Genomic DNA, 26748 nt, shown 5'->3' with positions numbered 1-26748 from the left:
AGCCACCAACTAAGCCAAACGCCAAACAATGACCGCTAGAGGGTTTCTAGGTAGCGCAGTAGGTCGGCCATGTCCTGGGGAGCGGGCTGAAATTGCGGCATGGGGGGCGTTTTGCCGCTAATCACCTGTTCAATCAGGGCGACTTCTGATTTTCGGCTGGCCACATCAAGCAAGCTGGGGCCTACATGACCCGCACCATCAGCCCCATGACAAACGGCGCAGTTCATGGAAAAAATCGCTTCTCCCCGGTCGCGATCGCCCTGCAAGGCTAAGACACTTTCCGCGTAGGGATCCATGGGCTGAAACCACTGGCCCAGGGGCCAGACCATCAGCAAAACGGACAGGACAAGGAGTATCGCGATCGCAAGGGTACGACGCGCCCAAGGTTGGACTGGGGACTGATTAACTGGCGTTTCCAAGGCGATCGCGTTGCTGAGGAACCGACATGAAAGTTTTCATTTAATAACATAGCTCAAAGGTTGCCCCCGGGCCGCCGAAGTTCCCCCCCTACTCGCCCACTCAGGACAGAATCAGTTTTCGGGCTGAGAAGCCGGTAAAATCGGAGGGCGCGTTGCCCGATCGGGAACAGCCACCGCACCAGATCCGCAGTCTTCACTGCTGGAATCTGACTAAGTGCTTTAAAAATGACTTAATGTTTTAGACGATTTAGGGAAGGAGAATCCGCCGTGATCGAACCTCGCTTGCTCGGTATTGTCTTGGGTCTGATTTTGGTGACGCTGAGTGGCCTGTTTTTCGCAGCCTATCAGCAATATCGTCGCGGCAATCAGTTCGATCTGTAGGTTGATTTGGCCCCGATCGACCCGCTCGATCGTCCCATTCAATTTGAACCTGTGTTTGGCATTCGCGCATCCTTGCGATCGCAATTCCAAACTTAATTCAATCGCTGTATTCACAGCAGCAATGCAGTGGAGGCCTGTTTTAAGCAGGTCTCCACACTTTTTTGATCATGAATTACAGCCCTTACCCAAAACACTTGGTACGACATGTCGTAGATACCATGGAGCAATGATGAGGTGGGCATTGCCCACCCTACGGCCTTTGATTATGACTACTTCCTCATGATCACAATTATTTGTCCATTCATTTGCTCATTAAAAATATTTGCTCATTAAAAAGCGCCCAGCCCCAAGGCCGAGCGCTGATGAATCTTCAGTTCAATCCGGCTTCGTCTCAGGAAGCTGGACTAGGGAGCCAGGGCACTACCCCGCAGCAAACTCCCGATCGTCTTCGCCGTAATCTTCAGTTGAGTCAGCGGATTGGCAGGCACAACCGTCTTGTACAAATAGCTGTCAAAGGTCAGCTTTTGCACATCGATGTCTTCGCACATTTCCACAAAGGCTTCGCGCGTCGCATCGGAACGGTAAAACACCCGTTGCAGCAGATCCAGCACCAAATAGGTTGCACCATACTGCCTATCCCAACGCTTCAGATACTGCTTCAGGTCTGCTTCATTGGGAACGCGCTGGCCCTTGTTGGAAAATTCCACAATGGTTTCTGCACACATCCGAGCCGACTTGGCCGCGAAGTAAATCCCTTCGCCAGAAGACTTGGTGACCGTACCGGCCGCATCACCCACCAGGGCCACACGACCCACCACCCGACGAGGGCGGGGATGTTCCGGAATCGGGTGTGCTTCAACCTTGATGATTTGCCCACCTTCGAGGCGCTTGGCTGCTCGGGCCCGAATGCCCGCTTGCAGTTCCTTGATCCGGGCTTGGTTCACGCGCATTGTGCCCGTGCCCACTGCCACGTGGTCATATTTGGGGAACACCCAGGCGTAAAAGTCGGGGGAAACATCGTCACCGACGTACATTTCCGCCAAGTCCTGGTAGTAATCCATCTTGTCTTCGGGCAGACGGATTCGCTCTTGGAAGGCGATCGCGTAGTTGTAGTCCCCCGCGTCGATCGCCTTGGCAATCCGGGAGTTAGCCCCATCAGCCCCAATCACCAAATCCACTTGCAGGGTTTTGGCCACGCCCGCCACCGAACCATCGGAGTGGTCAGCATAGTGCAGGGTGTAGGGAGCCTTGTCACTGCTGGGAATTTCCAGCTTGTGTACCGTGCCGTTAATCAGGTTCGCCCCCAGCTTCACCGCCCGATCGCGCATGAACCCGTCCAGGACTTCCCGGCGGCACATACCGATATATTCATCAGGCTTGAGGGTTGAACCGATGTTCACCTCAATATTGGACGGTGAGATCATCTTCATCTTCCGCACGCGGCGATCGATGATCTCCGGCGGAAGTTCAAACTCACCAACCATGCATAGGGGAATTGCGCCGCCGCAGGGCTTGGCGTTGTCCAGCTTGCGCTCGAACAGATAGGTCTCAATTCCAGCTTTAGCGAGCGTTTCTGCGGCTGAGGAACCGGCCGGCCCGCCGCCAACAACAGCAACCCGTAACACGAACAGCTTCTCCTAATTACGCGTGTGGCTGAGGCTTCGACATCACCCTCGTCCTGATGAAATTTCGATCGCGCCTTAGATCCAACCGCACTGCCCAATGGCTCACAGAGGGGTCTAATTTAGAACTCAAAATTCAATCAAGGCGAGGAGCTTTGAGAAGGCTTGCGATTTTGTTCTGGACTCCAAAGCCACGCGATTAACGTGGATTACTGCCGCCGTTGGGTTTTTCCCGTCCACTGAACGGATACCTGTCTCTGTTCAATAACCGTTGGATTACCCGCTGATTATTAACTGGATCATTCACCGCGCTGCCCACAGATAGGCAGAGGCGAAAGGGGGCAATAAACCGCAAAAACCGCTCTGGCCGCCCAAAGATTGGATGTCATCCTATCACGGGGGTTTCCTGTGGCTGGGCGTGCCCCAAGCTTCTATAACGAGAATGCAACAGAGTTTAACGATCTGATACCCCCCGTTCACCAACCTTGAGATCCACAGGCTGAGTTTTCGGGCCATCAAGCTTCGGGCATGGGGCAACGGGCAGGGGGTTAGGGCGATGGTTGACTGGGGGCCCGCCAAGAGACCTAAGGGCATGGGCAAAAATCAGCTAAAAACAAGCATAAATAGCCGTAAATAGGTGCAAATAAACACAAATAAGCACAAAAAGATAAAAAGCGACAAAAAAGAAATCGAGGAACTGGACGCTCCTCGATCGCTTAGTTTGATATTCATCAACCGGGTTCAGCAGTCGATCGCCCATGAATCAGCCACATGAATTAGCCAATTAATGGCGGAGAATTGCCACTGAACCCATTAAGAACCTCATTCCTAGAGGAGTCCCAATACCCCTAAATATTCAGTCACGACGAGGAGAAAAACCAACGAGCGCTAGGCAGGTGATCAAACACTTAACTTAACCCTTGGGGATCAGCTCTTTGGGCTATTCAGTCCAATTGGAGCCGAGATAGGGTTCATCTTCAAAAGGCTGCACGCCAACTGCGGGATAGTCGTCGTGGTCGGGCGCGAAAATTTCACCAAAGCCTTCCAAGACGTATTGCATTGAGGATGAGAGCGAAGTCCAGAATTGCATAACCTAACCTCCGGCTCCATCAATTAAGAGGGAATGAAATGGCTTACCTTCAGCATAGGGAAGTTTCCTGAGAGCTGGGATCGCTCCGTGATAAATCGATGAATTTCGATGAATTTCTCAATGTTTTGTGTGCTAATTTTGCGCAGGAACTTCCTGGAAATTGAGAATTTCAAACAATTCTTGGCAATTTGCCAGCTTTGCAAGTCCCCTCAGTAACTGCTCAGATGTTCCTTCAGAATTCGCTGTCGTTAACCTGTTCTATGGCCATTCGGATTTACGGTAACCGATCGCTGAAAACGCTACCTGGCCAAACAACTCGGCCGACTGTTTCGCGGGTGCGGGAGGCGTTGTTTCAAATTTGGCAAGGAACGATCGGGGGTTGTCGTTGGCTGGACATTTGCGCCGGATCCGGATCCATGGGCGCGGAGGCCCTGGCGCGGGGGGCGGCTTTGGTGGTGGGGGTGGAACAGTTGCCCCAAGCCTGCGGAGTGATTCGAGACAATTGGCAACGCATTGCCCGATCGCCCCAACGGTTTGAAATTGTGCGGGGAGATGCGCCACGGGTCTTGGCTCGGTTGCGGGGCCAACGGTTCGATCGCATCTATTTCGATCCGCCCTATGCCGGTGATCTGTATGAATCGGTTTTGCAGGTTGTGGCTGAGGCGCAATTGTTGGCGGAGGCGGGTGAATGTGCCGTTGAGTTTAATCCTCGACAGTGGCAGCCGCCGCTTCAGGTGGGCCAGCTCCGGTGCGATCGGGTCAAGACCTATGGCAACTGTGCCCTGGCTTTTTATGGCTGGTCTGAAGCGATTGCGATCGAGGAGACCCAAAACCTTGGCTGAAATGACTTTGTGAAATGACTTTGGCTGATGGTGTTTGTTCCAAAACTTGCGTGGTTGTCCTGTTGAGATCCGACGGTGTGGGCGTTGATCATTGGCTTCAACTTAAGACCGAGAAAATCCGGGCAGGGGCGTACGGCCGTACGCCCCTACAGGGTTGACTTTGGTGTAGCCCCGCTGGTGTCGGTCTTTTTGGATCGATTTTGTACAGAAACGATGACTCAATCGCTTTCAATCAGTTCCGTAGGCCGCAACAGGTAGTCTGGCACACAGCAACGGCGGCAACGGCTGCACCATACTCGATGGTTGGAAACCCAGCGTGTGAAGCGATCGCCGCTGTCTGTCCGGGGGCCATGAAACCGCGAATTATCATTTGTGGCTTGGGGCGCACGGGTTACAAGGTTTTTAATTTGTTGCACCAGCAGGGGGCGGCGGTCACGGGCATTAGCGATCGCCCTTTGCCGGGAGTGAACAATGCGCAGGTGGTGGTGGGGGATCCCACTTCGGCGGCGGTGTTGCTGTCAGCGGGGGTTGCCACGGCCCAAACTCTGGTTTTGGTGGGCGATCGGGACTCGCAGAATTTAGCGATCTTGATGCAGGCGCGGTTGTTAAACCCAAATTTGCGGGTGGTGCATCGCCTCTATAACGCTCAGTTGGGCGATCGCCTGGATTCCACCTTGGCGGATCACAATAGTTTGAGCGTGTCGGCCTTGGCGGCTCCGGCGTTTGTGTTTGCGGCCTTGGGCAGTCGGGCGATCGGGCAAGTGCGACTGTTTGATCGCCTTTGGCCGATGCGGGAAGAGGCGATCGATTTTGGCCATCCCTGGCTGGGGCGACGGCTTTCGGAACTGTGGGACGATCGGGATCGGATGCTGATCGACTATTTGCCAGTTACGCCAGTCGATCGAGTGAGCCATCGTTACGAAGCAGAAGACCCACACCGAGAGGGCCATCGCGAGGCCGCACGCGATTTTCCCCGGGATCTTCAGGGTTATCCCGATGAGCCACGAGGCGATGTGCGCTTTGCCGATCGCCCCAACTTGGTGGCCGCCCTCAGCCTGGCCCGGGAACTGCAAGTGGGTGATCGGTTGATTGTGGCCACGCGCCCCACGCGCCGACCGTCCCAACTGAAACGTCGCCAACGGCTACAAAGTTTTCTTGATGGTTTGGGGCGCTTGGGTCACCAAGGCCGCCCGGCAGCGATCGCCTTTGTGGTGTTATTGCTGGCGATTGTGGTGTCCACCATTCTCTATGACGTGGCTGCCAACACCCATCTATCGCTGATTGAAGCGTTCTATTTTGCCGTGGGCACAATTACCGGGGCCGGCGGCAAGGAAGATATGCTCGATCGGGCCCCCGATGCCCTCAAAATCTACACCGCTCTGTTGATGTTAGTGGGCGCTGGCATTGTCGGCATTTGCTACGCCCTGCTGAACGATTACATCTTGGGAACTCGGTTTCAGCAGGTTTTGGAGGTGGTGCGGCTGCCCAAACGCGGCCACTTCATTGTGGCCGGGTTAGGAGGTTTGGGCCTCAAAACCGCCCGGGAACTGCGGGCCCAAGGTTGCGAAGTGGTGGTGATTGAACAAGATCCCCATAATCGATTTTTGGCCACCGCCCGATCGCTGCAAATCCCCGTGGTGATTGGGGATGCCACCCTGCCAGAAACCTTAGTTGCCGTTGGGGTTGAGCGTGCTGAGGCGCTCCTAACCACAACTCAAGATGAATTGGCTAACCTGGAGATTGGGCTAAATGCCCGCACCATCGCCCCACGGCTGGCAATTGTGTTGCGCAATCAGGATCCCCAATCGGCCATGATGATGCAGCAGGTTTTTGAATTTGAAACGGTGCTCAGTCCCGTGGAGCTTGCTGCGCCGGCCTTTGCGGCGGCCGCCTTGGGAGGGCGGATCTTGGGCAGCGGGGTCACGGGCGATCGGCTGTGGGTGGCCCTCGGAACCCTGATTACTCCGCTCCATCCCCTTTGCGGTCTGGATGTGGAAACTGCGGCCATTCACCTCGACTTTGTGCCGCTATATCTGGAGCGCCCCGACCACGCCACCATCCACGGCTGGGAACTGCTGCGAACCGTTTTGGGGGCCCACGATGTTCTGTATCTATCCATTCCCGCCTGTTACCTCGATCGGTTATGGCGTTTGGCGAGCGATCGAATTCTGAATCAACATCACGACAAGCAATTTCGACGGATCGATCGCTAAAACTCCCCCTTGTGCCACCGCCCAAAAACAGCGCGATCGCTGTATTTCGCATAGTTTTCATGAAGTTCCCCTGATTTTCATTGCCACCACTGATGGCGATGAAATCGTGTCTGCAACCCAACTTGATCCATAGCCCGTTACAGGGGCCTAATAACTGAGGTATGATCAGGGGCATCAGATAATTAAGAAAAAATTAATAACAAAAACAAATATGTATTTGTACTCAGGACTGGGCAAAATCAGCCACTTCAGCCGATGTTTAATCAGATCTTTAATCTGTCACTTTCCTTTATTCTGAAAGATCCACAGTTTATTAGGGACACCAGGGCGCAATTCAGCTTTCATCAGTACGCAAATTTCTACTAAAACCCCATGGCCTCTTCTAGCTTATCTTTCCTTTCTGTGGCCAAGCAGCTTCAATTTCAGCTTCAGCAGTGGAAAACAGCCGTGATTAACTTCAAACCAACCGCTATTCGCTCCAAAATTGCCAGTGGTTATCTGGTTGCGTTGGGTATTCCAATCATTGGGGCCTCAATTGGAATTCTGATTGGTAATCATTACCAAGCGGCCGCCGACCAAAAATTAGCGGAATATCGCGAAGATCAAAAGCGATTGTTGGATTTACAAATTAATATTTTGTCCAACTTGCCCGCAAAGTCCCTGAGTCCCTTTACCCATGATCCGGTCACCTTTCGCAAAGCCGGTCAAGCTTTGATCAAACGAATTGAAACTGTCAGCGAATTAACAGAGGGAATGGCCATCGATGATCGGCCCCTATTCACCCAAAATAGAACTGCCTTTAAGCAATATGCAACGGTGGTGGCAGAGTTTTCAAGATTTGTTCAGCGATCTATTGAAGTTATTCAACCGCTGACCGGCAGCGTCAAAAATCAGTACAAGGTTGATGCGGAAATTGGCAAACTGCTCCGCAGCCAAGAATTTAATAACTTCATTGCTTTCACCAATGTTTTGGAGTCCTTAAACATTGATGCCAATCAAGAACTATTGACTGCGGTTCAGGAACGGCGCGAGGCCGAAAACTTTCGGCTGATGATGGCGATCGGGAGTATTTTCCTGGCGTTGTTGGTGTCGGTGTTGCTCGGTAATTACACCAGCCGCACGATCGCCCAACCGATCGAGGATCTGGCCAGCCTTGCCCAGCAGGTGACCCACGATGCCAACACCCGATTGCGGGCCGATGTCACGACCGTTGACGAAGTGGGAACCTTGGCCCAATCTGTGAATCAATTGATTGAATGGGTGGAAAACTACACGCGAGACTTGCAAGCGGCCCAACTGCAATTGGTGCAAACGGAAAAGATGTCTAGCCTAGGAGAGTTGGTGGGCGGTTTGGCCCATGAAATCAACAATCCCATTAGCTTTATCTACGGCAATTTGGGCTATGTCGATCAGTATGTTTCGGATCTGATTTATTTGGTGAAATATTATCAGGAAAAATACCCCCAAGATGAAACTGATGTTGATATGGAAGAAAAAATTGAAGAACTGGAATTCGTGATCGAAGATCTGCCTAAACTACTCATTTCCATGAAATCAGGTGCAGAACGAATTCGAGAACTCGTGGTGTCGTTGCGCAATTTTTCACGGTTGGATGAAGCAGATCTCAAAACCGTTGATTTGCATGAGGGGCTAGAAAATACTCTTTTGATGTTGAACTATCGCCTACAGCATTGTCGCTTGGAAGATGATATTCAAATCACCAAGCACTATGGCGACCTGCCGGAAGTTGAATGCTATCCAGCACAGCTCAATCAGGTTTTCATGAATGTGTTAGACAATGCGATCGATGTTTTGAGTGATGAATCAATCCTCCATCCTGAAATTACGCTCAGCACTCGAGTGATTGATTCTCAATGGGTGCAACTGAGCATTGCCGATAATGGCCCAGGAATCGAAGAAGCGATTCAAAGTAAGTTGTTCGACCCGTTTTTCACCACTAAGCCGATCGGGCAGGGAACGGGCTTGGGCTTGGCGATCGCCTATCAGGTGGTGCAGCAACATGAAGGACAAATTCAAGTGATTTCAGCGCCGGGTCAAGGGACTACCATTCAAATTGAGTTGCCGATTCGACAAAAGTTAGAAGCCGAGGACACTGTGAAACCATTTCTGGAAAAGGCTTTGGCATAGTAATCCAGCGCATGAATCTGGTGCATGAATCTGGTGTATGGGTTTGGTGTATACACTTGGTGCATGAGTTGAGCGCATCAAGTTACATCAATTCGATGACTGAAATTTCTGTAAATCGTTGGCAATCCACAGACCACGCCCTGAGTTATTTGGCCCGGGCCGATCGAATTCCGCGTCGCACTGAAGGGGAAGCGGCTCTGCTGGAACAAGTGCCGCGAACCGTGCGTAGAATTTTGGATTTGGGTACGGGCAATGGGCGATTACTAGCATTGCTCAAGGTCGATCGCCCGGCGGCGGCAGGCGTGGCGCTGGATTTTTCGGAAACGATGTTGGCGGCGGTGCGCGATCGCTTTGGGGCCGATGACAAGGTGACGGTGGTGGCCCACAATCTCGATACAGCCTTGCCAGAGTTGGGGCGATTTGATGCGATCGTGTCGAGTTTTGCGATTCATCACCTCAGCCACGATCGCAAGCGATCGCTCTATCAAGAGGTATTTCAACGATTGGAGCCGGGGGGCATTTTCGCCAACTTGGAACATGTGGCTTCGCCAACGCCCCAGCTTCATGAGCAGTTTTTGAAAGCCATTGGCTATCGACCGGAAGAAGATGATCCGTCAAACCAATTGCTAGATGTTGAAACGCAGCTTCAATGGTTTCGAGATATTGGTTTTCAGCAGGTCGATTGCTATTGGAAGTGGTTGGAAATGGCGCTATTGATCGGTCTCAAGCCGGCCTAGTTTTTTGAGGATTGATGAGCGAATTTCAGGATTTTTTCTGGATTTTTGCGTTATAAATCCAGCACAATCGGTTACAGTTCTTTACAATCGAATTTAACGAAGCCAATCAGACCGCAACCCCAGGCCGTGATAACGGGGCAAGATGGCCGAGCCGATCGCCCGCTGAATCCATAGCCGGGGCATCGAAAGCTGACCTGAAACCTGTCTGAGCGATGCCGGTTTGGGTCGCGGTTGCCCGGCCTTTTCACCCATTTGTAAAGCACTTTAGAAAACCCGAAGCCCTATGACTGCGCTGGTTTCCCCGACTGACTCCCTGGCCCAGGAGGCCTTTCAAACCTGGCTGTGGCGTGGCTACCGAGTGCAATGGTTAGCCCAGGGCAGCGGCCAGCCGATCGTGCTGTTGCATGGGTTTGGGGCTTCGATCGGCCATTGGCGCAAAAATATCCCCGTGCTGGCCGCGGCTGGCTACCGGGTCTATGCGATCGATCTGTTGGGGTTCGGCGGTTCCCAAAAGCCCCCGATCAATTACAGCATGGAGCTTTGGCAAGATTTGGTTTTGGATTTTTGGGCTGAATTCATCCAAGAGCCAGCCCTGTGGGTGGGTAACTCGATCGGGGCACTGTTGGCCCTGATGTTGTCGGCGGCGGCTCCGGAACGTACCCGAGGAACGGTGTTGCTGAACTGTGCCGGGGGGCTAAATCACCGCCCCGAGGAGTTAAATCCGGTGTTGCGGTTGGTGATGGGTACGTTTGCCCAAGTGGTGAATACTCCAGGCATTGGGCGGTTTATGTTCAATCAAATTCGCCAAAAACACCGGATTCGCGGCACGCTCAAGCAGGTTTATGGCAACCCAGAGGCCGTTACGCCGGAACTGGTGGATTTGCTGCATGAACCTTCCGGGGATGAGGGCGCATACGAAACCTTTGCCTCGATTTTGGCTGCACCGCCGGGCCCCAAACCCGAAACGCTGCTGCCGCAAATTGCCGGGCCCCTGTTGGTGTTGTGGGGAGAAACGGATCCTTGGACACCGATTCAGGGGGCCAAAATCTATCAGGATTTGGCGAAAACGGCGGGCGATCGGGTGACGTTTGTGTCAATTCCCAAGACGGGTCATTGTCCCCATGATGAGCGTCCCGAAGTTGTCAACTCGGCGATCGTCAACTGGCTGAGTCAGATGGCTTGAGTGGGGCAGAAAATTTTTGATGTTTAACCTTTGGCGCTAAATCTTTGATGCTGAATCTTTGACGTTTAACCTTTGATTAGCCGCGCAACGAGGGCCCGTTGCGCCTAATTCACGCGGCGGCCGGGCCGATCGCGTTGCAAAACCTTGCAAAATTCAAGTCAAGTTGACCGCCAAGCCTGGCCCAATGGCAATATAGACGGGCCCGATGAAATGAGGAACTCGGCCCCCTTGTGATCGGCTGTTCCAGCATTTGGGAATTAGCCCCAGTCCATCCCGCGATCGGGGTCGTCCAGAGTTAATCAACCGCAACGTCAATCAACGGACAGGTGCTGTGTCAGTGCCGTACCCGCTGGCGTGCTGATTACGCGCAAATTACGAGGCACAGTTCTAAGCTGGCCGCTGATCGCATGACCGCCAATCCATCTTCCACCTCCCGATCGAACCGTCGCGCCCAAGCTGTCAAGTTTGTGAGGCGCTGGCATTTGGTGTTGTGGACTGAGCGGCTGCTGATCCTTGTGGCTTGGCTGAATTTGATGCTGGTGGCGTTCCACATTACCTATGTGCCGCTGCGATCGTGGTATTTGCGCGCGGCTCTGCTGGTGCGAGATTGGGGCACGGAAGTTCCCTTGCTGGGCCAAGTGGTGGGGCCACCGGGAGAAGTGCGGCTATTTTATGACCCAATCGTTGGGATCGAGCCGGAACGCCAAACCCAGGCCTATCTGAAAGTGGTTGATCAATTGGTGACGGTGCTGGAGCGCGGGGGAGTGGACTCGCCTCAGGTGTCGCCCCTGCTAGCGGATCTGCGCGATCGCAGCCAGGAAATGATTAACCAAAATCCTTTCACCCTATCCGATCGCACCGGTAGCTTGGAAATTATTAAAAACCGAATGCGCGATCGACTGGGCGTGGAGTCCTCCAAACGTGCCTTTGACACCTTTTGGAGCGTTGACTATCTTCGTTCGCGCACCTGGACCAGGGAACTCCGATTTTTTGATCGGGAAATTCGGTTTCAACTGCAAAGTAACTATTTCCGCAGCATTGGAGAAGACGGGCGACCCGCCGACTATTTTGGAATTTTAGATACGCCCTTTGTCATTTTGTTTGCGGCGGAATTTGTGGTGCGGACTTTGTGGATTCGTCGCCGCTATTCTGCCCTCAGTTGGCAAGCCGCCGCCTTCAGCCATTGGTGGGATCTGTTGTTCATTAGTCCCTTCTTCCGCTGGTTGCGAATTATTCCCGTGGTGATTCGTAGTAACAAGGCGCAATTCCCCAACCTGGAACCCATTCGGGCCCTGATCAGCCGAGGAATTTTGGCGGGCATTGCTTCAGAGTTAACGGAAGTGGTGGTGCTGGAATTTATCTATGGTCTCCAGAGTTCGGTGAAATCCGGCAGCCTGTCCCAGCAAATTTTGGATGTGGCGAATAATCCCTATGTGGAAGTGAATGACGTAAACGAGATTCAGGCGATTTTTGATCGGGTTTTACAACTGAGTCTCTATCGCGTGCTGCCGGAAATTCAAGAGGATTTAGCCAAACTTTTGGCCTATCAAATGGAGTCGGTTTTGGCTCGCACGCCAACCTATCAAGCCCTGCGAGCTTTTCCGGGGTTCAGCAATTTTTCAAATCAGTTGGCGGGGCAAATTGCGGCCAATCTATCTGCCATTGCCACTAATGTGCCCCAAAAGGCCTACAAAACCTTTGCAGTTGCTGATCCTGAGGCGGAAAAGTTGCTTGAAAAGTTAGTCGAGGATGCTTCGCTTGCATTCCGCAAGGGATTGGCAGAACCCAAAACTCAGCAGGAGTTGCAAGAGCTGATTTTTGATTTGTTAGAAGAGCTGAAGTTGAGCTACATCAAACGATCGCGCGATCGGGCGGATTCGTTGCAAATTTTGCAGGAAACGGAGCAGTTGCGGCTCAAGGCGGGTAAGCCCAAACTTTGATGTTGCTCAGCAGCTTGGATTTCGCTCAGTCCAAACCCAGCCAGCACAGACCAGCCGATCGCAACCGAAATTTCTTAACTCACGCTTAACGAACATGCTTAACTAAACTGTCGTTGGGCAAAGCGCTGAGCAACGGTTAAGCGGCAGGTGATGTTATGCAAGTGGTGAAAACGGTGGCGGCCTTGCGCTGCGCAATGGAATTGTTTCGATCGAGCGCTGCTGGCATCGCGATCGGCTTGGTTCCCACCATGGGGGCCTTGCATGAGGGCCATCGCAGCCTGATGACCCGGGCCCGATCACAATGTGGCCGGGTGGTGGTCAGCATCTTTGTCAATCCACTGCAATTTGGCCCCCAAGAAGATCTGGAGCGCTATCCTCGAAATTTGGCGGCGGATTTGGCCCTTTGCGAAGCGGCGGGCGTGGATTTGGTCTTTGTCCCCACGCCTGCGGCATTGGGCGTGGCAGCCGATCGCGCGGAACTGACCCAAGTGGTGCCGCCGGACGGCTTGGCCAACGTGCTCTGTGGGCGATCGCGGCCGGGGCATTTCCAAGGGGTAACCACGATCGTGACCAAGCTGTTGAATGTGGTGCAGCCTGATTTGGCCTTTTTTGGCCAAAAGGATGCCCAGCAGGTGGCGATTTTGCGGCGGTTGGTGGCGGATTTGAACCTGCCGGTGGAGCTGATTACCTGCCCGATCGTCCGGGAGAGCGACGGTTTGGCCCTCAGCTCCCGTAACCAATACCTGAGCGCTCCGGAACGACAGCAGGCCTTGGCCATTTTCCAAAGTCTGCAAGGGGCGATCGCCCAGTTCCAGGCCGGCGAGCGATCGGCGGCGGCCCTGCTGGAACCGGTGCGATCGACCCTGAGCCAAGCGCCGGGCCTGAGCCTGGACTATGCCGAGCTGGTGGATCCCGACTCCCTCACGCCTCTCCAAACCCTGGAGCAGGCGGGCCTGTTGGCGGTGGCGGCCCAGGCGGGATCGGCACGCCTGATTGACAATGTGATTCTGCAAACGCGCCGGCCGATTGTGGCGATCGATGGGCCAGCGGGCGCGGGCAAGTCCACCGTAACCCGACGGGTGGCCCAACAATTGGGGTTGCTTTATTTGGATACGGGAGCCATGTATCGATCGGTGGCTTGGTTGGCCCTCGATCGGGGTTTGGATCCCGCCGATCGCCTGGCCATGGCCGAGCTATCCGCCGATTGCACCATCCGCTTTGGCGAACCGGTGACCCCCGGTGGCGAACAGCGCGTTTGGATCAATGGCCAAGAGGTGACCAGTTTGATTCGGACTCCGACCGTTACGGCCCAAGTGTCCGTTGTGGCGGCCCATGCGGAGGTGCGGCGGGCCTTGGTGGCCCAACAACGGGCGATCGGGCGCTGTGGTGGCCTGGTGGCCGAAGGGCGCGACATTGGCACCCATGTTTTTCCCGAGGCGGAGGTGAAAATCTTTTTGACCGCCACCCCCCGAGAGCGGGCCAAGCGACGACTACAGGATTGGCGCGATCGGGGCCAAACCGACCTGCCCGATCTAGACAGCCTGGAAGCCGCCATCACCGAGCGCGATCACCAAGACAGCAACCGTGCGGTGGCCCCCATGGTTAAGGCAATTGACGCTTGGGAGTTGGTCACCGATGGCATGACGATCGAGCAAGTGGTGCAAGCGATTGTGGCGCGGGTTCCTTAGGGGCTGTCATCCTGGGGCTGAATTTCGATTCGGGGCAACTGGCGATCATCTCCGGGGCGGAGTAGGCGCGATCCCTTGGGTTCAAAATCCGATGACAGGCCCTAATTTTAGGCGGCGACGGTGACCAGCGATTGGGTGGCTGGGGCGATCGAACCGGGGGCAGCGCGTTGACCGGGAATCGCCACCGTGAACTCCGTGCCCCAGGCGGGATCCGTGGCGCAAATCAGTTGACCGCCGTGTTTTTCCACCACGATTTGATACCCGATCGCCAGGCCCAGCCCCGTGCCGCGGCCCACCGGCTTGGTGGTAAAGAAGGGATCGAACATCCGTTGCTGCACCGATTCCGGAATCCCGGGGCCATTGTCCCGGATCCGCACCACAAACAAACCATCGCTCACTCGCGCCTCCGTGGAAATCACAATTTCTGGGTGTGGACATTGGCCCCGCAACGCCGCCTCTTCCAGCGCATCCACCGCATTCACCAGCAAGTTCACAAACACCTGGCTCATCAAACCGGGGTAACAGTCCACGGGCCAAGCCTCGTCGTATTGCGTCACCACATGAATGGTGGGCGACGAGCCATTGCCCTTTAATCGATGCCCCAAAATCATCAGGGTGCTGGTGAGGGCTTCGTGCAAATCCACCCGGCGCATTTCCTGGCCATCCATGCGCGAAAAATTCCGCAAATCATGCACAATATTGCGAATTCGCTCTGTGCCTTCGCGCATCGATCGCACCACCTTTGGCAAATCATCCACCAGGAAATCGAGGTTTAAATCATCCTGGTAATCCCTAATTTCTTCAGGGGGATGGGGATAGGTTGCTTGATACATTTCCAGCAGCGTTAGCAACCCGTTCATATATTCCTGAACATAGTCCAAATTGCCATAGACAAACGAGGTGGGATTATTAATCTCGTGGGCAATTCCGGCCAACATTTGGCCCAAGCTGGACATCTTTTCAGTCTGAATGAGTTGGGCTTCCGTGTCCTTCAAATCCGTGAGGGCGGCCGACAATTCACGGGTGCGCTCTTCCACGCGCTGCTCCAAGGCCAAATTGGCTTGTTCCAGGTGCTCGTTCGCCTGTTCCAATTTTTCAAAGGAGGCTTTTAATTGCCGACCCATGGAATCAAAGGAATGGGAGAGCGCACTGAGTTCCACAATCGGCGATCGGGGCGGTAGGGTTTGTTTTTGATCGATCGCAAACCGTTCCGCCGCTTCGGCCAACTGCTGTACGGGCCGGCTAATCGTCCGGGTGGTGACCACTCCCAACACCACCGATCCCGCCACGGCCAAGGCACAAATCCAGATGGTTTGTTCAGTGCTGCGATCCACTTCCCGGGTCAAGTCTGATCGGGGGATGGCCAACAGGATTTGCCAATCTAAGCCCTCTAAACCATTCCAACTGGCCGATCGCACAAAATAAGGCTGATCTTGCAAGGGGGTTTCCAGCTCCACATTTTGCAAAAGCTGCCCATCTTTGGCCCGCACCAGACCCCCCAAAGATTTCAAGACCTGATCGTTGGTGTTATCCATCGACAGGCGCTGAATGGAACCGCTTTCTTGCGAGAAGCTATTACCCGTAGAAGCGGCAATTACCTTACCGTCTCGCTCCAACAAATAGACCCTGGCGTTAGGGGTAATGTGGAGGGCTTGGAGTTGTTGTTGCAAGGCATCAAACAGAAAATCGATGCCAATCACGCCCTTGAGCGATCGATTCTTTTCGCTATAAACGGGGTAGCTGGCAGACACCGCCAGCCGCTTGGTGGGTTCACCGGTCTCCCAGGTATAAATGGAACTCCAGGTGGGACTTTTGGCCCGAACACCTGCTAAATACCAGTCGTCCGTTCGCGGCTCATAATCATACAAATCCAGTTGCTTTTTAACCTGTCCATTGCTGTCCAACAGCGATCGTGTAACCTTGCCCGAATGCTGTTGGGGATCAATTACCTCTGATACCAAATCGCCATTACTCAGCCGTTCAATCCCAACAAACAACCCTCGAGGATTGGCAAAGTTAATGTAGGTCATGCCGGGATAAATTCGCATACTCTGCCAGAGTTGCTGTTGGATGGCTCCCAAGTCTTCGGAGGAGATCACATCCCGAGCCAGAAGCTGGGCGTTGATGGCATTAATTTGCTGAGGCTGTCGCAACTCCTGTAACAACTTAGATTCAACCGTTTCAACCGTGTGGTTTTCCAGATGATCCACCATTCGACCAACGGCCTGGCGGCTATTTTGGATCGACCAATAGGCACTCAGACCAACAGCCAAGCCCACTTCCAGGCAAAACGGAATAATTAACAAAAACTTGAGGCGAATCCAAGCACCTTTGCGGATTCCTGCCCCTTTGGCCGCACCACTCGATCGCTGTTGATGTTGAACCATCGTCATAGCCGCCATCCACTTTCCTAAATGAATAGTTGTAGACCGTCAGTTGGAAAAAACTAGGGAAGGCGCGATCGCGCTGCGAGTCCACGGCAGAACATCCCAGACAGATGCTCAGCAAACGACGCTTCACACAACAATTGGTATGCCAGGATACCATCTGACTTCGATTGTGACCCAAGAAATTTAGGCTAATTTGAAAGTTCTTTGGAAGTTTTGAAGTTTAAATTTGCTGAAATTGACTCATTTTGTTTAGATTTAAGGGGTTTTTAAATTCCCAAGCGCTGTTGCTTGCTTAGACTCGGCTTTTTGCCAGCCAAGCCCGCAGACTCAATCGCCCCTTCAGGATGGAATCCGGCGGCCCTGGAGCTTTGGGCAAAAGGCATCAAAATAGAAACGGCCGGCGAATATTGCTGCTGGTGGCCATTCGGTGTTTGATGGATGGTTTGGCATGTTGGGTGGTTGGGTTTGTGCCTGGCTCTTGCAGTAGGAGGTTAAAAACGTGGCTAGCGGATTTGTTTCGCAATCGATCGCCCCAGGGGCAACATCCCCGATCGCGGATCCCCATCAGTTTGCAGCGCGGCATATTGGGCCAGACGCGATCAAAACGGCGGCCATGCTGGAGGCCATGGGGCTGGAGTCGATCGACCAATTAATCAATAAAACAATCCCGGCAGATATTCGACTGAATCGATCGCTCCAGTTGCCCCCGGCCATGACGGAAACGGCGGCCCTGGCCCGACTGCGGGAAATTGCCAGCCAAAACCAAACTTGGCGATCGTTTATTGGCACGGGCTACTACGGCTGTATTGTGCCCGGCGTGATTCAGCGGAATGTGTTGGAAAATCCCGGCTGGTACACGGCCTACACGCCCTACCAGGCGGAAATTGCCCAAGGTCGGCTGGAGGCGCTGCTGAATTTCCAAACCCTGGTTTGTGATTTGACCGGGTTGGAAATTGCCAATGCGTCCTTGCTGGATGAGGCGACGGCGGCGGCGGAAGCCATGGCCCTCAGCTACGGCGCGACCAAATCGAAAACGGCGCGGGCCTTTGTGGCCGATCGCGGTTGCCATCCCCAAACGATCGCCCTGTTGCAAACCCGGGCCCAACCGCTGGGGATTGAGGTGATCGTCACGGACTGGCGATCGCTGACGGCGGCGGACTGGACGGCCCAGGGTATTTTCGGGGCGATCGTCCAATACCCGACCACTTTGGGGGCGATCGAGGACTACCGCCAATTGGTTGATCAAGCCCACGCCGCCGATGCGCTGGTGACGGTGGCCACGGATCTGTTGGCCTTGACCCTGCTGGAACCACCGGGAGATTGGGGTGCAGACATTGCGATCGGCAGTTCCCAGCGGTTTGGTGTACCCCTCGGCTATGGTGGCCCCCACGCGGCCTTTTTTGCGACGCGCGATCGGTTCAAGCGGCAAATGCCCGGCCGGATCGTCGGCGTGTCCAAGGATGCCCAGGGCAAGCCGGCCCTGCGCCTGTCGCTGCAAACCCGTGAGCAACATATCCGCCGGGACAAGGCTACCAGCAACATTTGCACGGCCCAAGTCCTATTGGCGGTGATGGCGGCCATGTATGCCACCTACCACGGGCCGGCGGGTTTGCAGGCGATCGCCCAGCGGGTGCGTCACCAAACCGTCAGCCTGGCCCAGTCGCTGCAAGCTCTGGGTTATGACCTGGCGGAAAACTCCCAACTGTTCGACACGATCGCCCTGAAACCCACGGCGCGATCGCCCCATCGATCGGCCGCCGAGGTGCAAATCGCCGCCGAAGTGCGCCAGGTGAATTTGCGCTACCTGCCCGACGGGTCGATCGTCCTCAGCCTGGACGAAACGACCACCGAGCAGGATTTGGAGCAACTGATCAAGATCTTTGGTGGCCAGGCGATCTCCCCTGTGGAACCGCCCGCCCTGAGCCGATCGCGCACCAGCGACTACCTGACCCATCCGGTCTTTAACCGCTACCACAGCGAAACGGAGCTGCTGCGGTATTTACATCGCTTGGAAGCCAAAGACCTAGCCCTGAATCAATCGATGATTCCGCTCGGGTCTTGCACCATGAAGCTGAACGCCACGGCGGAAATGATTCCCGTTACCTGGCCGGAGTTTGGCAACCTGCACCCCCACGCGCCCCGATCGCAGGCGGCCGGCTACCAAGTTCTGTTTGAGGAGCTGGAGCGGGATTTGGCGGAAATCACCGGCTTTGCGGCCGTGTCCCTGCAACCGAACGCCGGTTCCCAAGGGGAATATGCCGGATTGCTGACCATTCGCCACTACCACGCGGCCCGGGGCCAGGGCGATCGCACCGTTTGCCTGATTCCCCAGTCGGCCCACGGCACGAACCCCGCCAGCGCCGTGATGGTGGGGCTGCAAGTGGTACCGGTGGCCTGCGATGCCAACGGCAACATTGACCTCGACGACCTGCGGGTCAAGGCCGACCAACACGCCGATCGCCTGGGTGCGTTGATGATCACCTATCCCTCCACCCACGGCGTATTTGAGACGGCGATTCGGGAAATCTGCGCGATCGTCCACGATCGGGGCGGCCAGGTCTACATGGACGGCGCGAACCTGAACGCCCAGGTGGGCCTCTGTCGTCCCGGCGATTTCGGGGCCGATGTGTGCCACCTGAATTTGCACAAAACCTTCTGCATTCCCCACGGCGGCGGCGGCCCCGGCATGGGGCCGATCGGCGTGGCGGAGCACCTGGCTCCCTTTTTGCCCCCCACCGATTGGCAGGCGATCGCCCAGGCCCCCACGGGCGACGGCTCGATCGGCTTGGTCTCCGCTGCCCCCTTCGGCAGCGCCAGCATTCTGCCTATTTCCTGGATGTACATTCGGATGATGGGCGCGGACGGCCTAAAACGCGCCACGGAACTGGCGATCCTAAACGCCAACTACATCGCCCATCGGCTCGATCGCCACTTCCCCGTGCTCTATCGCGGTGAGGCCGGCTTCGTGGCCCACGAATGCATCCTCGATCTGCGCGGCGTGAAACAATCGGCGGCGATCGAAGTGGACGACATCGCCAAGCGGCTGATGGACTACGGCTTCCACGCGCCCACCGTTTCCTGGCCCGTGTTGGGCACAATCATGGTCGAACCCACCGAAAGCGAATCGAAAGCCGAGATCGATCGCTTCTGTGATGCCCTGATCGCCATTCGGGAAGAAATTCGGGCGATCGAATCGGGCACCATGCCCCGCGACAACAACGCCCTGAAGCACGCACCCCACACCGCCGATGTGCTACTGAAAGCTGACTGGGATCGCCCCTACAGCCGCGAGCAGGGAGCCTACCCCGCCCCCTGGACGCGCGAAGTGAAATACTGGCCGCCGGTTTCTCGAATCGACAACGCCTGGGGCGATCGCAACCTGGTTTGCGCCTGTTTGCCCATGGAGGCCTACGCCGAACCCAGCTAGAACGGGTAACGAATAACCGAACGTGAATTGAGGAGATCTTGAGCAGTTGCCTAGGCGAGCGCCTCTGTAACTTCTCAAGGTCTCCGCTTTCTTATGGGCACTTTCTATAGACGATCAACAGTTCTTCTACTCTGCGTTAGCGCGATCGCTACCCCAGAATAATTCCAAAGCCGATTCATCTAGCAGATAAGCCGAGGTTTGATCGCCAATCACTCGCTTGCCCATCCTCGGAAAAATAGCCATATCTAAGGGTTTATTTTCGCCACCCATTAGATAAACCAACTCTTCATCAAACGGGTTACGCAAGTGGTGTGGCTGTTGCGGAATACCAAACCCCATGAAGTCTCCGGGCCCCACTTCGTATTCCGCCTCACCAATTTCCGCAATGCCCCGACCCGACAAAATATAAACCCACTCTTCTTCGGTTTGGTGGGCATGGTAAATAAACGACTCTTTACCAGGCGGCACTCGGGCGATCGTGATGCCAATTTGTTTGAGGCCAGCTACCCGACCCAAAAACCGCATATCAATTTCTGAATTGGGATTCAGGGGGTGTTGGAATTTGACTGCATCCATCGCATCAATTTCAGATGCTCTGATCAAGGCAGGTGGCTTTTCGGGGTTCATGATCTGGACTCTCTAGGATGATGTATGAACTGAAGCCAGACGAGCTGTTTTTGGATCACACTGAAACTGATCGATTTTGCCCTCGTGGATTTTTTGAATCCTGGCTTCAATCACCGCCAACGGATTAAAAAGTTATTTTTTAGGGTTTACGGGCTTTCCAAATCGATCAAGCAGTTTCAACGCCAAGCATGCAAGATCAACATTCCATGTAATAGCAGTTGGCGGTTAAATTGGGCTTTACTCGGATGGATTTTCGACAGAGGATGGCGGTTCAGTATTCTCGGTTGTTGTTTGGGTAGTATCTGGACTGCTAGGGGGCGTTTGCAGTTGTTGCATGAACCAAGCCGCAGCGGCCGTGTTGGTTTCCGTGGCCAGTCGCTCCAGGGTTTGTTCTAGCAGGGCGATCGGTAAACCGGCTAGCACCTGCGATTGTTCCAACAATCGATAGTGACCAGATTCATCCAAACCAAAGGCAAAAATCCGCGACCCCTTAACATCAACCACCCAATATTCAGAAATTCCTAAACTCGCATAGAGCTGTTTTTGTTCATCCAAATCTAGGCTGAGGGTGGTGTCAGCAATTTCGCCCACCAAGTCGGGCCGGCGATCGCGTTGCAGATTAATTCGACGCGGCTGGCCCGGTTGCCACTGGGGAATATTATCCCCTCGATAGAGTACCAAATCGGGCGAACAGGCGTGGGTTTCTGGCGATTCTAGTAGGCAACGACCGTAGGATTGCAGGGTGGTTTCTGGATGGAGAAACGCCCAAACAAAGAAAACAGCCGTCATTAAATCGCTAAACGCCGCATGATTCGGCCCTTCAAATCCCATATTGACCCACAACCAATCGTGATGAAATGCAATTTTTTGCCAACCTGAGTGAACGTCACGAACCGCTAGGTAATCTGCCCAAGTTGCGTCGTGGTTTTCCCAGATTGCGTCGTGCTGTTTCCAGTGAGGCACTGGTGGCGGAGCTGTAGTTTTGTCAATTGCTAAGGTCATCGATCGCCTCCTAGGATCTCTGATCTGCTCTCACTTTGCTGGCCGAAAACGCGATCGCTGCTGTTATTGCTGTTATATAGATTCTCTTTGCAAGTCAGCTCTCAATCAGGTCTCTAATCAAGATTGTGATCCTGTTAGTTGGGTTTTGGGTAGGTGTTGCTAATGGGGTTCCCGATCGCGCTGGTGGGGCAATTGTCCGCAGGGCTTGAGGTTAGCGGATTTTGCTGATCTGCGAAGGTGCGTAAACCGTCCAAAATATTCAGAATTTGAGCGGTGTTCAGGCGATCAAGTGCCTCTTGGCCCTGACTGGCCCAGGTAACCCAAGGCTCTGTGCCGCTGGCCGCTGACCATTGGGCCAACTGCTCCACAAAACCGCGCATCTGGCGCAGGGTCATGGTTTGGCGCAGGGATCCTTCATAAACCAAGAGCCACGATCGCACCACCAGGGGATTGGGGGCCGCTTCGGTGAGCTGAATCGGGGCGATCGCCCGGCTCTGTGCAGCTAAATCCGTTGGGGCCAGAGGCGGCGGGGGTTGCTCTGCGGCCTGTTGCAAGGCAGCTTTCAGAGCCACATCTAGGCTGGAGGGATGGTCGGCCCCTGAGTTTATCGGGGGGGTGGCTGGGATTGGGGGTTGGGCTGGGTTGGGGCCGTTGGGCGGCGATTCTGTAGGCGATTTTGTGGGTAATTTTACGGGTAATTCTGGGGCTAGCGCTGGGGTCAGTTCAAAATTTAACGCCTTGAACGCTAGTGCCGGATCTCCCGTGGACTCCGTTGTTAGGTTGGGTTCCGGCTCCGGTGCAAATGTCGGCTCTGATCTCCATGGTGCTTGCGGAATCCAGTCTTCAAAATTCTCTAACCCTCTCCAAGTCTCTAGGGTTTCTGGGTTGTGGGGTGGGTCGGGGGCGATGGGATGCGGGTTCGATCGCCCCGCGATCGGTGTTGGAACCACCGGAACCGCCGGAAAGTACAAACAAAACTGGCTGCCTCGCCCCAAGGTGCTGCGTACTTGGATTGTGCCCCCCAGCATGGCCGTGAGCCGCTTGACGATCGCCAGTCCCAACCCTGTGCCGCCATATTCTCGCTCGCACTGCCCTTCGCTTTGAATAAAGGCCTCAAAAATTCGGGCCTGCTGGTCGGGCGCAATGCCAATTCCCGTATCTGTGACCGTCAACCGCAGATTGAGCGTGGGTTCCGGAAGGGCTTCGGGGTTGGGTTGTCCCGTAAAGTTGGGATTAACAAACGCGGGATGAGTGGGCGGCGGTGGCGGTGGCGCTGGGCGATCGGGGTTGTTGGCCGCCTGGGGAACCGCATGGCTGGGGATGGTTTGTAGGGAAATTGTGACATGGCCACGCTCGGTGAACTTCACGGCATTGCCCACCAAGTTGACCAAAATTTGGCGGAGGCGCACGGAGTCAAAGGTGATCAACTCAGGGATTCGATCGGCCACGGCCACCTGCACCTGAATGCCTTTTTGTTGGGCCGCCACCGTAAACATTTCCGCCACCTCACGCAACACTAAGCGCGGCCGAATGGGGCCCCAGTGCAAAACCAGTTTTCCCGCTTCAATTTTTGAGAGATCCAACAAATCGTTAATTAAAGCCAACAGGGTTTCCCCGCTTTGGGTCATGACCTGAAGCCACGATCGGGTTTTGGGGTCTCGGGCTTCCCGTTGCAGCAGTTCACAAAACCCCAAAATGGAGTTCATGGGGGTGCGAATTTCGTGGCTGAGGTTCGCTAAAAATTCGCTCTTGGCGCGGTTGGCCAAGTCGGCGGCTTCTTTGGCTTGGCGCAGGGCGGCTTCGGCGGTGGCGCGGGATTGGGCCATGGCCATCAATGTGCCGACTTGCTGGGCCCATTTGATGCTGCCGGGTTCCCAAGCGGCGGGCTGGTTCATGGCCAAGACAAAGCAAGCCACCAGTTCACTGCGGTAGTGAATGGGCAACACCCCGATCGAACTCATGCCCTGTTCGGCTAACCAGTGGTCAATGGCAGCGTTCAGGGAATTTGAGCGATCCGCAGAATCGGGCAACAGAATTGGTTCTGCGCGATCCAGGCGATCGCTCAACCAATCCAACGGCAACAGCAGGGTTGAGGGATCCGGCGTGAGCGGACAAGCCACCTGATCCGTGGGCCGCAACCAATAGCCATCCAGGCTCCAGGGCTGACCGGCGGCCGGCCGCGAACAAAACCAGGCATGGCTCAGATGCAGGGCGGAAACCACCGTGGAGAGCGTGGTGGCCAGGGCAATGCCAATATCTTCGTTCAAAAACTGCTGGGATAGGCTGGCTAAGACCCGATCGCGGTGCGATCGCCGTTGCAAAACCTCCAACAGCCGTTTCAGATCCGTGATGTCGTTGGCCGTTCCCAACAACAGTTGCGGCCGCCCCTGCTGATCCCAGCTAAAAACCGTTTCCCGACTGCTGAGGGTGCGCCATTCTCCATTGGCATGACGCATTCGATATTCCCGCTCCAAAACCTGACCCACCTCAGTTCGCGCACAGGTGCGCCCATATTGCAGCAGCGCCAACCAGTCATCGGGGTGGAGCACATCCACAAAGGAACCTTGGGCCATCCGCTGAATTTCCGGCACTGAGTAGCCCAGCAGGGTTTCCACCGCTTGATTGACATAGACCAACTCTTGATCCAACAGGTTGTAGAGGTAGAGCAAGTTGGGGGTGGAGTCGGCCAACTGCTGCACAAACCGCTGGCTTTCGGCCAGTTGGGCCGTGCGTTCCTGAACGCGCTGTTCTAGCTGTTCGTTCAGTTGGCGCAAGGCTCCTTCAACGGCCTTGAGGGGGGTGATGTCTGCAATGTTTCCCAGCAGTTGGGTGGGATGACCTTGGCGATCGCGCGAGAAGATCGTTAACCGTTCAAAGAGCCAGCGCCATTCCCCGTCCGATCGCTGCATTCGATATTCCCGCTCGCAAATTTCCCCATCCGTGCAGCTCAAAACGGTGTCGTAGTGATGGGCCAAGCGCTCAAAATCGTCGGGATGCACCAGGCGCACCACCATGGCGCTGGTCATGGCCTGGATTTCCCGAGGGGTGTAGCCCAAAATATCCTGCACCGCATGGTTGATGTAGAGGGTGCGGTGCTGGGTCAGGTCGTAAAGATAGACCATGTTGGGGTTCGCGTCGGCCATTTTTTGCAGCATGTGTTGACTGTGGGCCAGGTCGGTGGACTGTTCGGCGGCGCGGGTCGCTAATTCCGTGTTGAGGCGATCGATCGCGCGGTTTGCCCGCTGCCGTTCCAGCTCGGCCGCAGCCCGGGCCGCAAAAATTCGCAAAATGGTGATGTGGTTGGGATCCTCGGGCAACGGCTGCGTATCCATCACAATCAAGGCCCCGATCGTTGTGCCTTGGGAGTCTTGGAGGGGCACGCCTGCATAGCTTTCGGCTCCCAGGTTGCGCAGGTTGGTTCCTTGGGGAAATTGGGATTGCAAACTTTGCCCACAGGTGTAGGTTTGGCCACCAAAGACGATCGCACAGGGGTGATGGGTCCAGTAATAGGCAAAACTGGTTCCCCATTCCGTTTGATTCCACCAGGCCAACACCTCCGCTTGGTGGCATCGATGATCCATGACACTGGTGAGGAAGGCATAGCGAACGCCCAGGGATTCTGCCAACAGCCGCACACAGTTCTCAAAAAAGGCTTTGCCGGTGCTGGTGGTGGCTTCGACCAAGGCCCGCAACATGGCTTCTCGGCGCTGGAGGTCGCTGATGTCTTGGAAGGCTAAAAACAAACAGGCTTGGCCGTCCAGCTCGATCGGGGCGGCAGACAGTTGCACCAATTTGCGCTGGCCGTTGAGATCGTGAATCGCCAGTTCCGGCGACTGGTAATAGCGACCGGTTTGGATGGTGGAGCGAATTTGTTGATAGTCCCGATCGCGCAAAAATCCCTGAAGTGACTGCACGCTGAGGCCTTGCACTTCCGCTGGCAAGTAGCCGGCCAAGCGCGTGAAGGCTTCATTGGCTTCCAAAATCAAACCTCCTCCATCCAAAATTAGGCCAGGAGAAGGATTAAGTCGAAAAACCGCCATCCAGCGCGATTCAGTCAGGCGCAAGGCTTGGGCAATGGACTGACTGACCCGATCGCGATCGGGATTGCGATAAATCAAGGCGCGATCGGTGGCGGCCAAGGTTGGGAGGTGCGATCGGTTCCAGGGGCGCTCAAGGGCAGGTTGGCTAGATTCCGGTTTGCCGGATTCTGGTTTGATAGATTCTGGTTTGGTCGATCCAAGTTGTAAGCGATTCGGTTCGATCGCCCCCCCAGATCCGTCGGATCCAGCCAACTCCGACAGCCCTGGCTCAGGAACCGCCGCCGCCTGCGTTTCGGCGGCCTGTTCCAATCCTTCCAGCCGCAAGCCCACCGCCAACGACAGGGCCACCGCTTGCAATTCCCGCTGGGCAAGAATGGACAGGGGCGGCACTAGAGCCGACTGCACGGCCATGAGCCAACCCCAATGGTGTTGTTGGGGAGCAATGGGAATCGCCACAAAGCATTGAATTTGCAAGGCCTTGAGATGTTGCGACAGCAGGGGCGATCGCCCCTGCAGCGGCCCTGCCACCCCAATCACCGGCTCCACCACCGTGATCGGCAGCAGCGGAAACTGCAACGGCAACTCCCCACCCAAGCGGCTGTCCTCGTCGGGGCGGCTAGATTCATAAACCACCTGTAATGCTTGGTTATGGATCCGCTGGGCAATCAACACCGCATCCACCCCCAACTGCAGCCGCAAATCGTGCAGGGCGGCTTGGGCAATGCGCGGCCAGCGATCGCCCCGGGCCAGCCGCTCCATCACTCGCTGGGCCAGATTTCCCGTTTCCGTTGCCCGCTGTTCGCGCGATCGCTCAACGCTGTGGCCCATGTCCGGGCGATCGAGAAAGGTCTCACTCAGTGCCATAGCAAAAACGAACCGCACCTCAGTTTGGAATAGGCGGAACCTTCTATTCTGCATTTGCACTAGGAGTCTGGGGTGATGGCAAGCAAGCACCATTACCGCCCAAGAATCCTTCGAGGCTTCCCAATTATTTGCCGA

The 26748-nt window shown here is 55.2% G+C and carries 16 protein-coding genes; 9 read left to right on the top strand and 7 right to left on the bottom strand.

Annotation, left to right across the window (positions count from 1 at the left end):
* Positions 1–35: 35 nt before the first annotated feature.
* Positions 36–329 (bottom strand): cytochrome c, encoded by a 294-nt coding sequence (locus tag H6G52_RS17020; protein WP_190356059.1) that lies wholly within the window; start codon positions 327–329, stop codon positions 36–38.
* A gap of 357 nt (positions 330–686) precedes the next feature.
* Between H6G52_RS17020 and petG the strand changes: the two genes are divergently transcribed.
* On the top strand, positions 687–800 hold the full coding sequence (gene petG / locus H6G52_RS17015; RefSeq protein ID WP_099531563.1) for a cytochrome b6-f complex subunit V: 114 nt from the start codon (positions 687–689) through the stop codon (positions 798–800).
* Between the two features lie 404 nt (positions 801–1204).
* Here the strand turns inward: petG and chlP are convergent, their stop codons facing one another.
* Together chlP and H6G52_RS17005 are read right to left on the bottom strand one after the other, a co-directional pair.
* Positions 1205–2425, bottom strand: coding sequence for a geranylgeranyl reductase (gene chlP, locus H6G52_RS17010; protein ID WP_099531562.1), 1221 nt, complete (start codon positions 2423–2425; stop codon positions 1205–1207).
* A gap of 937 nt (positions 2426–3362) precedes the next feature.
* Complete coding sequence (locus tag H6G52_RS17005) at positions 3363–3512, bottom strand: isochorismate synthase (RefSeq protein WP_099531561.1); 150 nt, start codon at positions 3510–3512, stop codon at positions 3363–3365.
* A 260-nt stretch (positions 3513–3772) separates the two neighbouring features.
* Here H6G52_RS17005 and rsmD point away from each other — a divergent pair, with 260 nt between their 5' ends.
* The 7 genes from rsmD to H6G52_RS16970 all read left to right on the top strand — a co-directional run bounded on the left by rsmD (position 3773) and on the right by H6G52_RS16970 (position 14263).
* Positions 3773–4354: a 16S rRNA (guanine(966)-N(2))-methyltransferase RsmD gene (gene rsmD, locus H6G52_RS17000; protein ID WP_190529890.1), complete on the top strand. Its 582-nt coding sequence runs from the start codon at positions 3773–3775 to the stop codon at positions 4352–4354.
* A gap of 350 nt (positions 4355–4704) precedes the next feature.
* Complete coding sequence (locus H6G52_RS16995) at positions 4705–6567, top strand: TrkA family potassium uptake protein (RefSeq protein WP_190529888.1); 1863 nt, start codon at positions 4705–4707, stop codon at positions 6565–6567.
* Between the two features lie 372 nt (positions 6568–6939).
* Positions 6940–8715: an ATP-binding protein gene (locus tag H6G52_RS16990; protein ID WP_190529884.1), complete on the top strand. Its 1776-nt coding sequence runs from the start codon at positions 6940–6942 to the stop codon at positions 8713–8715.
* A gap of 95 nt (positions 8716–8810) precedes the next feature.
* Entirely contained in the window at positions 8811–9452 is a 642-nt protein-coding gene (locus tag H6G52_RS16985; RefSeq protein ID WP_099531557.1) for a class I SAM-dependent methyltransferase, read from the top strand.
* Positions 9453–9735: 283 nt separating this feature from the next.
* Entirely contained in the window at positions 9736–10635 is a 900-nt protein-coding gene (locus H6G52_RS16980; protein WP_190529882.1) for an alpha/beta fold hydrolase, read from the top strand.
* A gap of 407 nt (positions 10636–11042) precedes the next feature.
* Positions 11043–12575, top strand: coding sequence for a hypothetical protein (locus H6G52_RS16975; RefSeq protein WP_190529880.1), 1533 nt, complete (start codon positions 11043–11045; stop codon positions 12573–12575).
* 155 nt (positions 12576–12730) lie between these two features.
* Entirely contained in the window at positions 12731–14263 is a 1533-nt protein-coding gene (locus tag H6G52_RS16970) for a bifunctional pantoate--beta-alanine ligase/(d)CMP kinase (RefSeq protein WP_190529878.1), read from the top strand.
* A gap of 107 nt (positions 14264–14370) precedes the next feature.
* Here the strand turns inward: H6G52_RS16970 and H6G52_RS16965 are convergent, their stop codons facing one another.
* Positions 14371–16656 (bottom strand): ATP-binding protein, encoded by a 2286-nt coding sequence (locus H6G52_RS16965; protein WP_190529876.1) that lies wholly within the window; start codon positions 16654–16656, stop codon positions 14371–14373.
* Positions 16657–17179: 523 nt separating this feature from the next.
* Here H6G52_RS16965 and gcvP point away from each other — a divergent pair.
* Positions 17180–20080, top strand: coding sequence for an aminomethyl-transferring glycine dehydrogenase (gene gcvP, locus H6G52_RS16960; RefSeq protein WP_370567735.1), 2901 nt, complete (start codon positions 17180–17182; stop codon positions 20078–20080).
* A gap of 126 nt (positions 20081–20206) precedes the next feature.
* On the opposite strand, the gene H6G52_RS16955 is transcribed toward gcvP, so the two are convergent.
* From H6G52_RS16955 to H6G52_RS16945, 3 genes are all read right to left on the bottom strand, one after another.
* Positions 20207–20656, bottom strand: a complete 450-nt coding sequence (locus H6G52_RS16955) for a cupin domain-containing protein (protein WP_242026468.1) — start codon at positions 20654–20656, stop codon at positions 20207–20209.
* Positions 20657–20944: 288 nt separating this feature from the next.
* Positions 20945–21709 carry a Uma2 family endonuclease gene (locus tag H6G52_RS16950; RefSeq protein WP_190529871.1) on the bottom strand — a complete coding sequence of 255 codons (765 nt, stop codon included), beginning with the start codon at positions 21707–21709 and terminating at the stop codon, positions 20945–20947.
* A 134-nt stretch (positions 21710–21843) separates the two neighbouring features.
* The gene (locus H6G52_RS16945) at positions 21844–26613 is read right to left on the bottom strand and encodes a PAS domain-containing protein (RefSeq protein ID WP_190529868.1); all 4770 of its coding nucleotides are present in this window, start codon (positions 26611–26613) and stop codon (positions 21844–21846) included.
* Between the last annotated feature and the right edge of the window lie 135 nt (positions 26614–26748).

This window comes from Limnothrix sp. FACHB-881 (assembly GCF_014698135.1).
Classification (GTDB): domain Bacteria; phylum Cyanobacteriota; class Cyanobacteriia; order CACIAM-69d; family CACIAM-69d; genus CACIAM-69d.
Note: the sequence above shows the minus strand (reverse complement) of the source record. Positions and strands in the feature narration are given on the sequence as shown.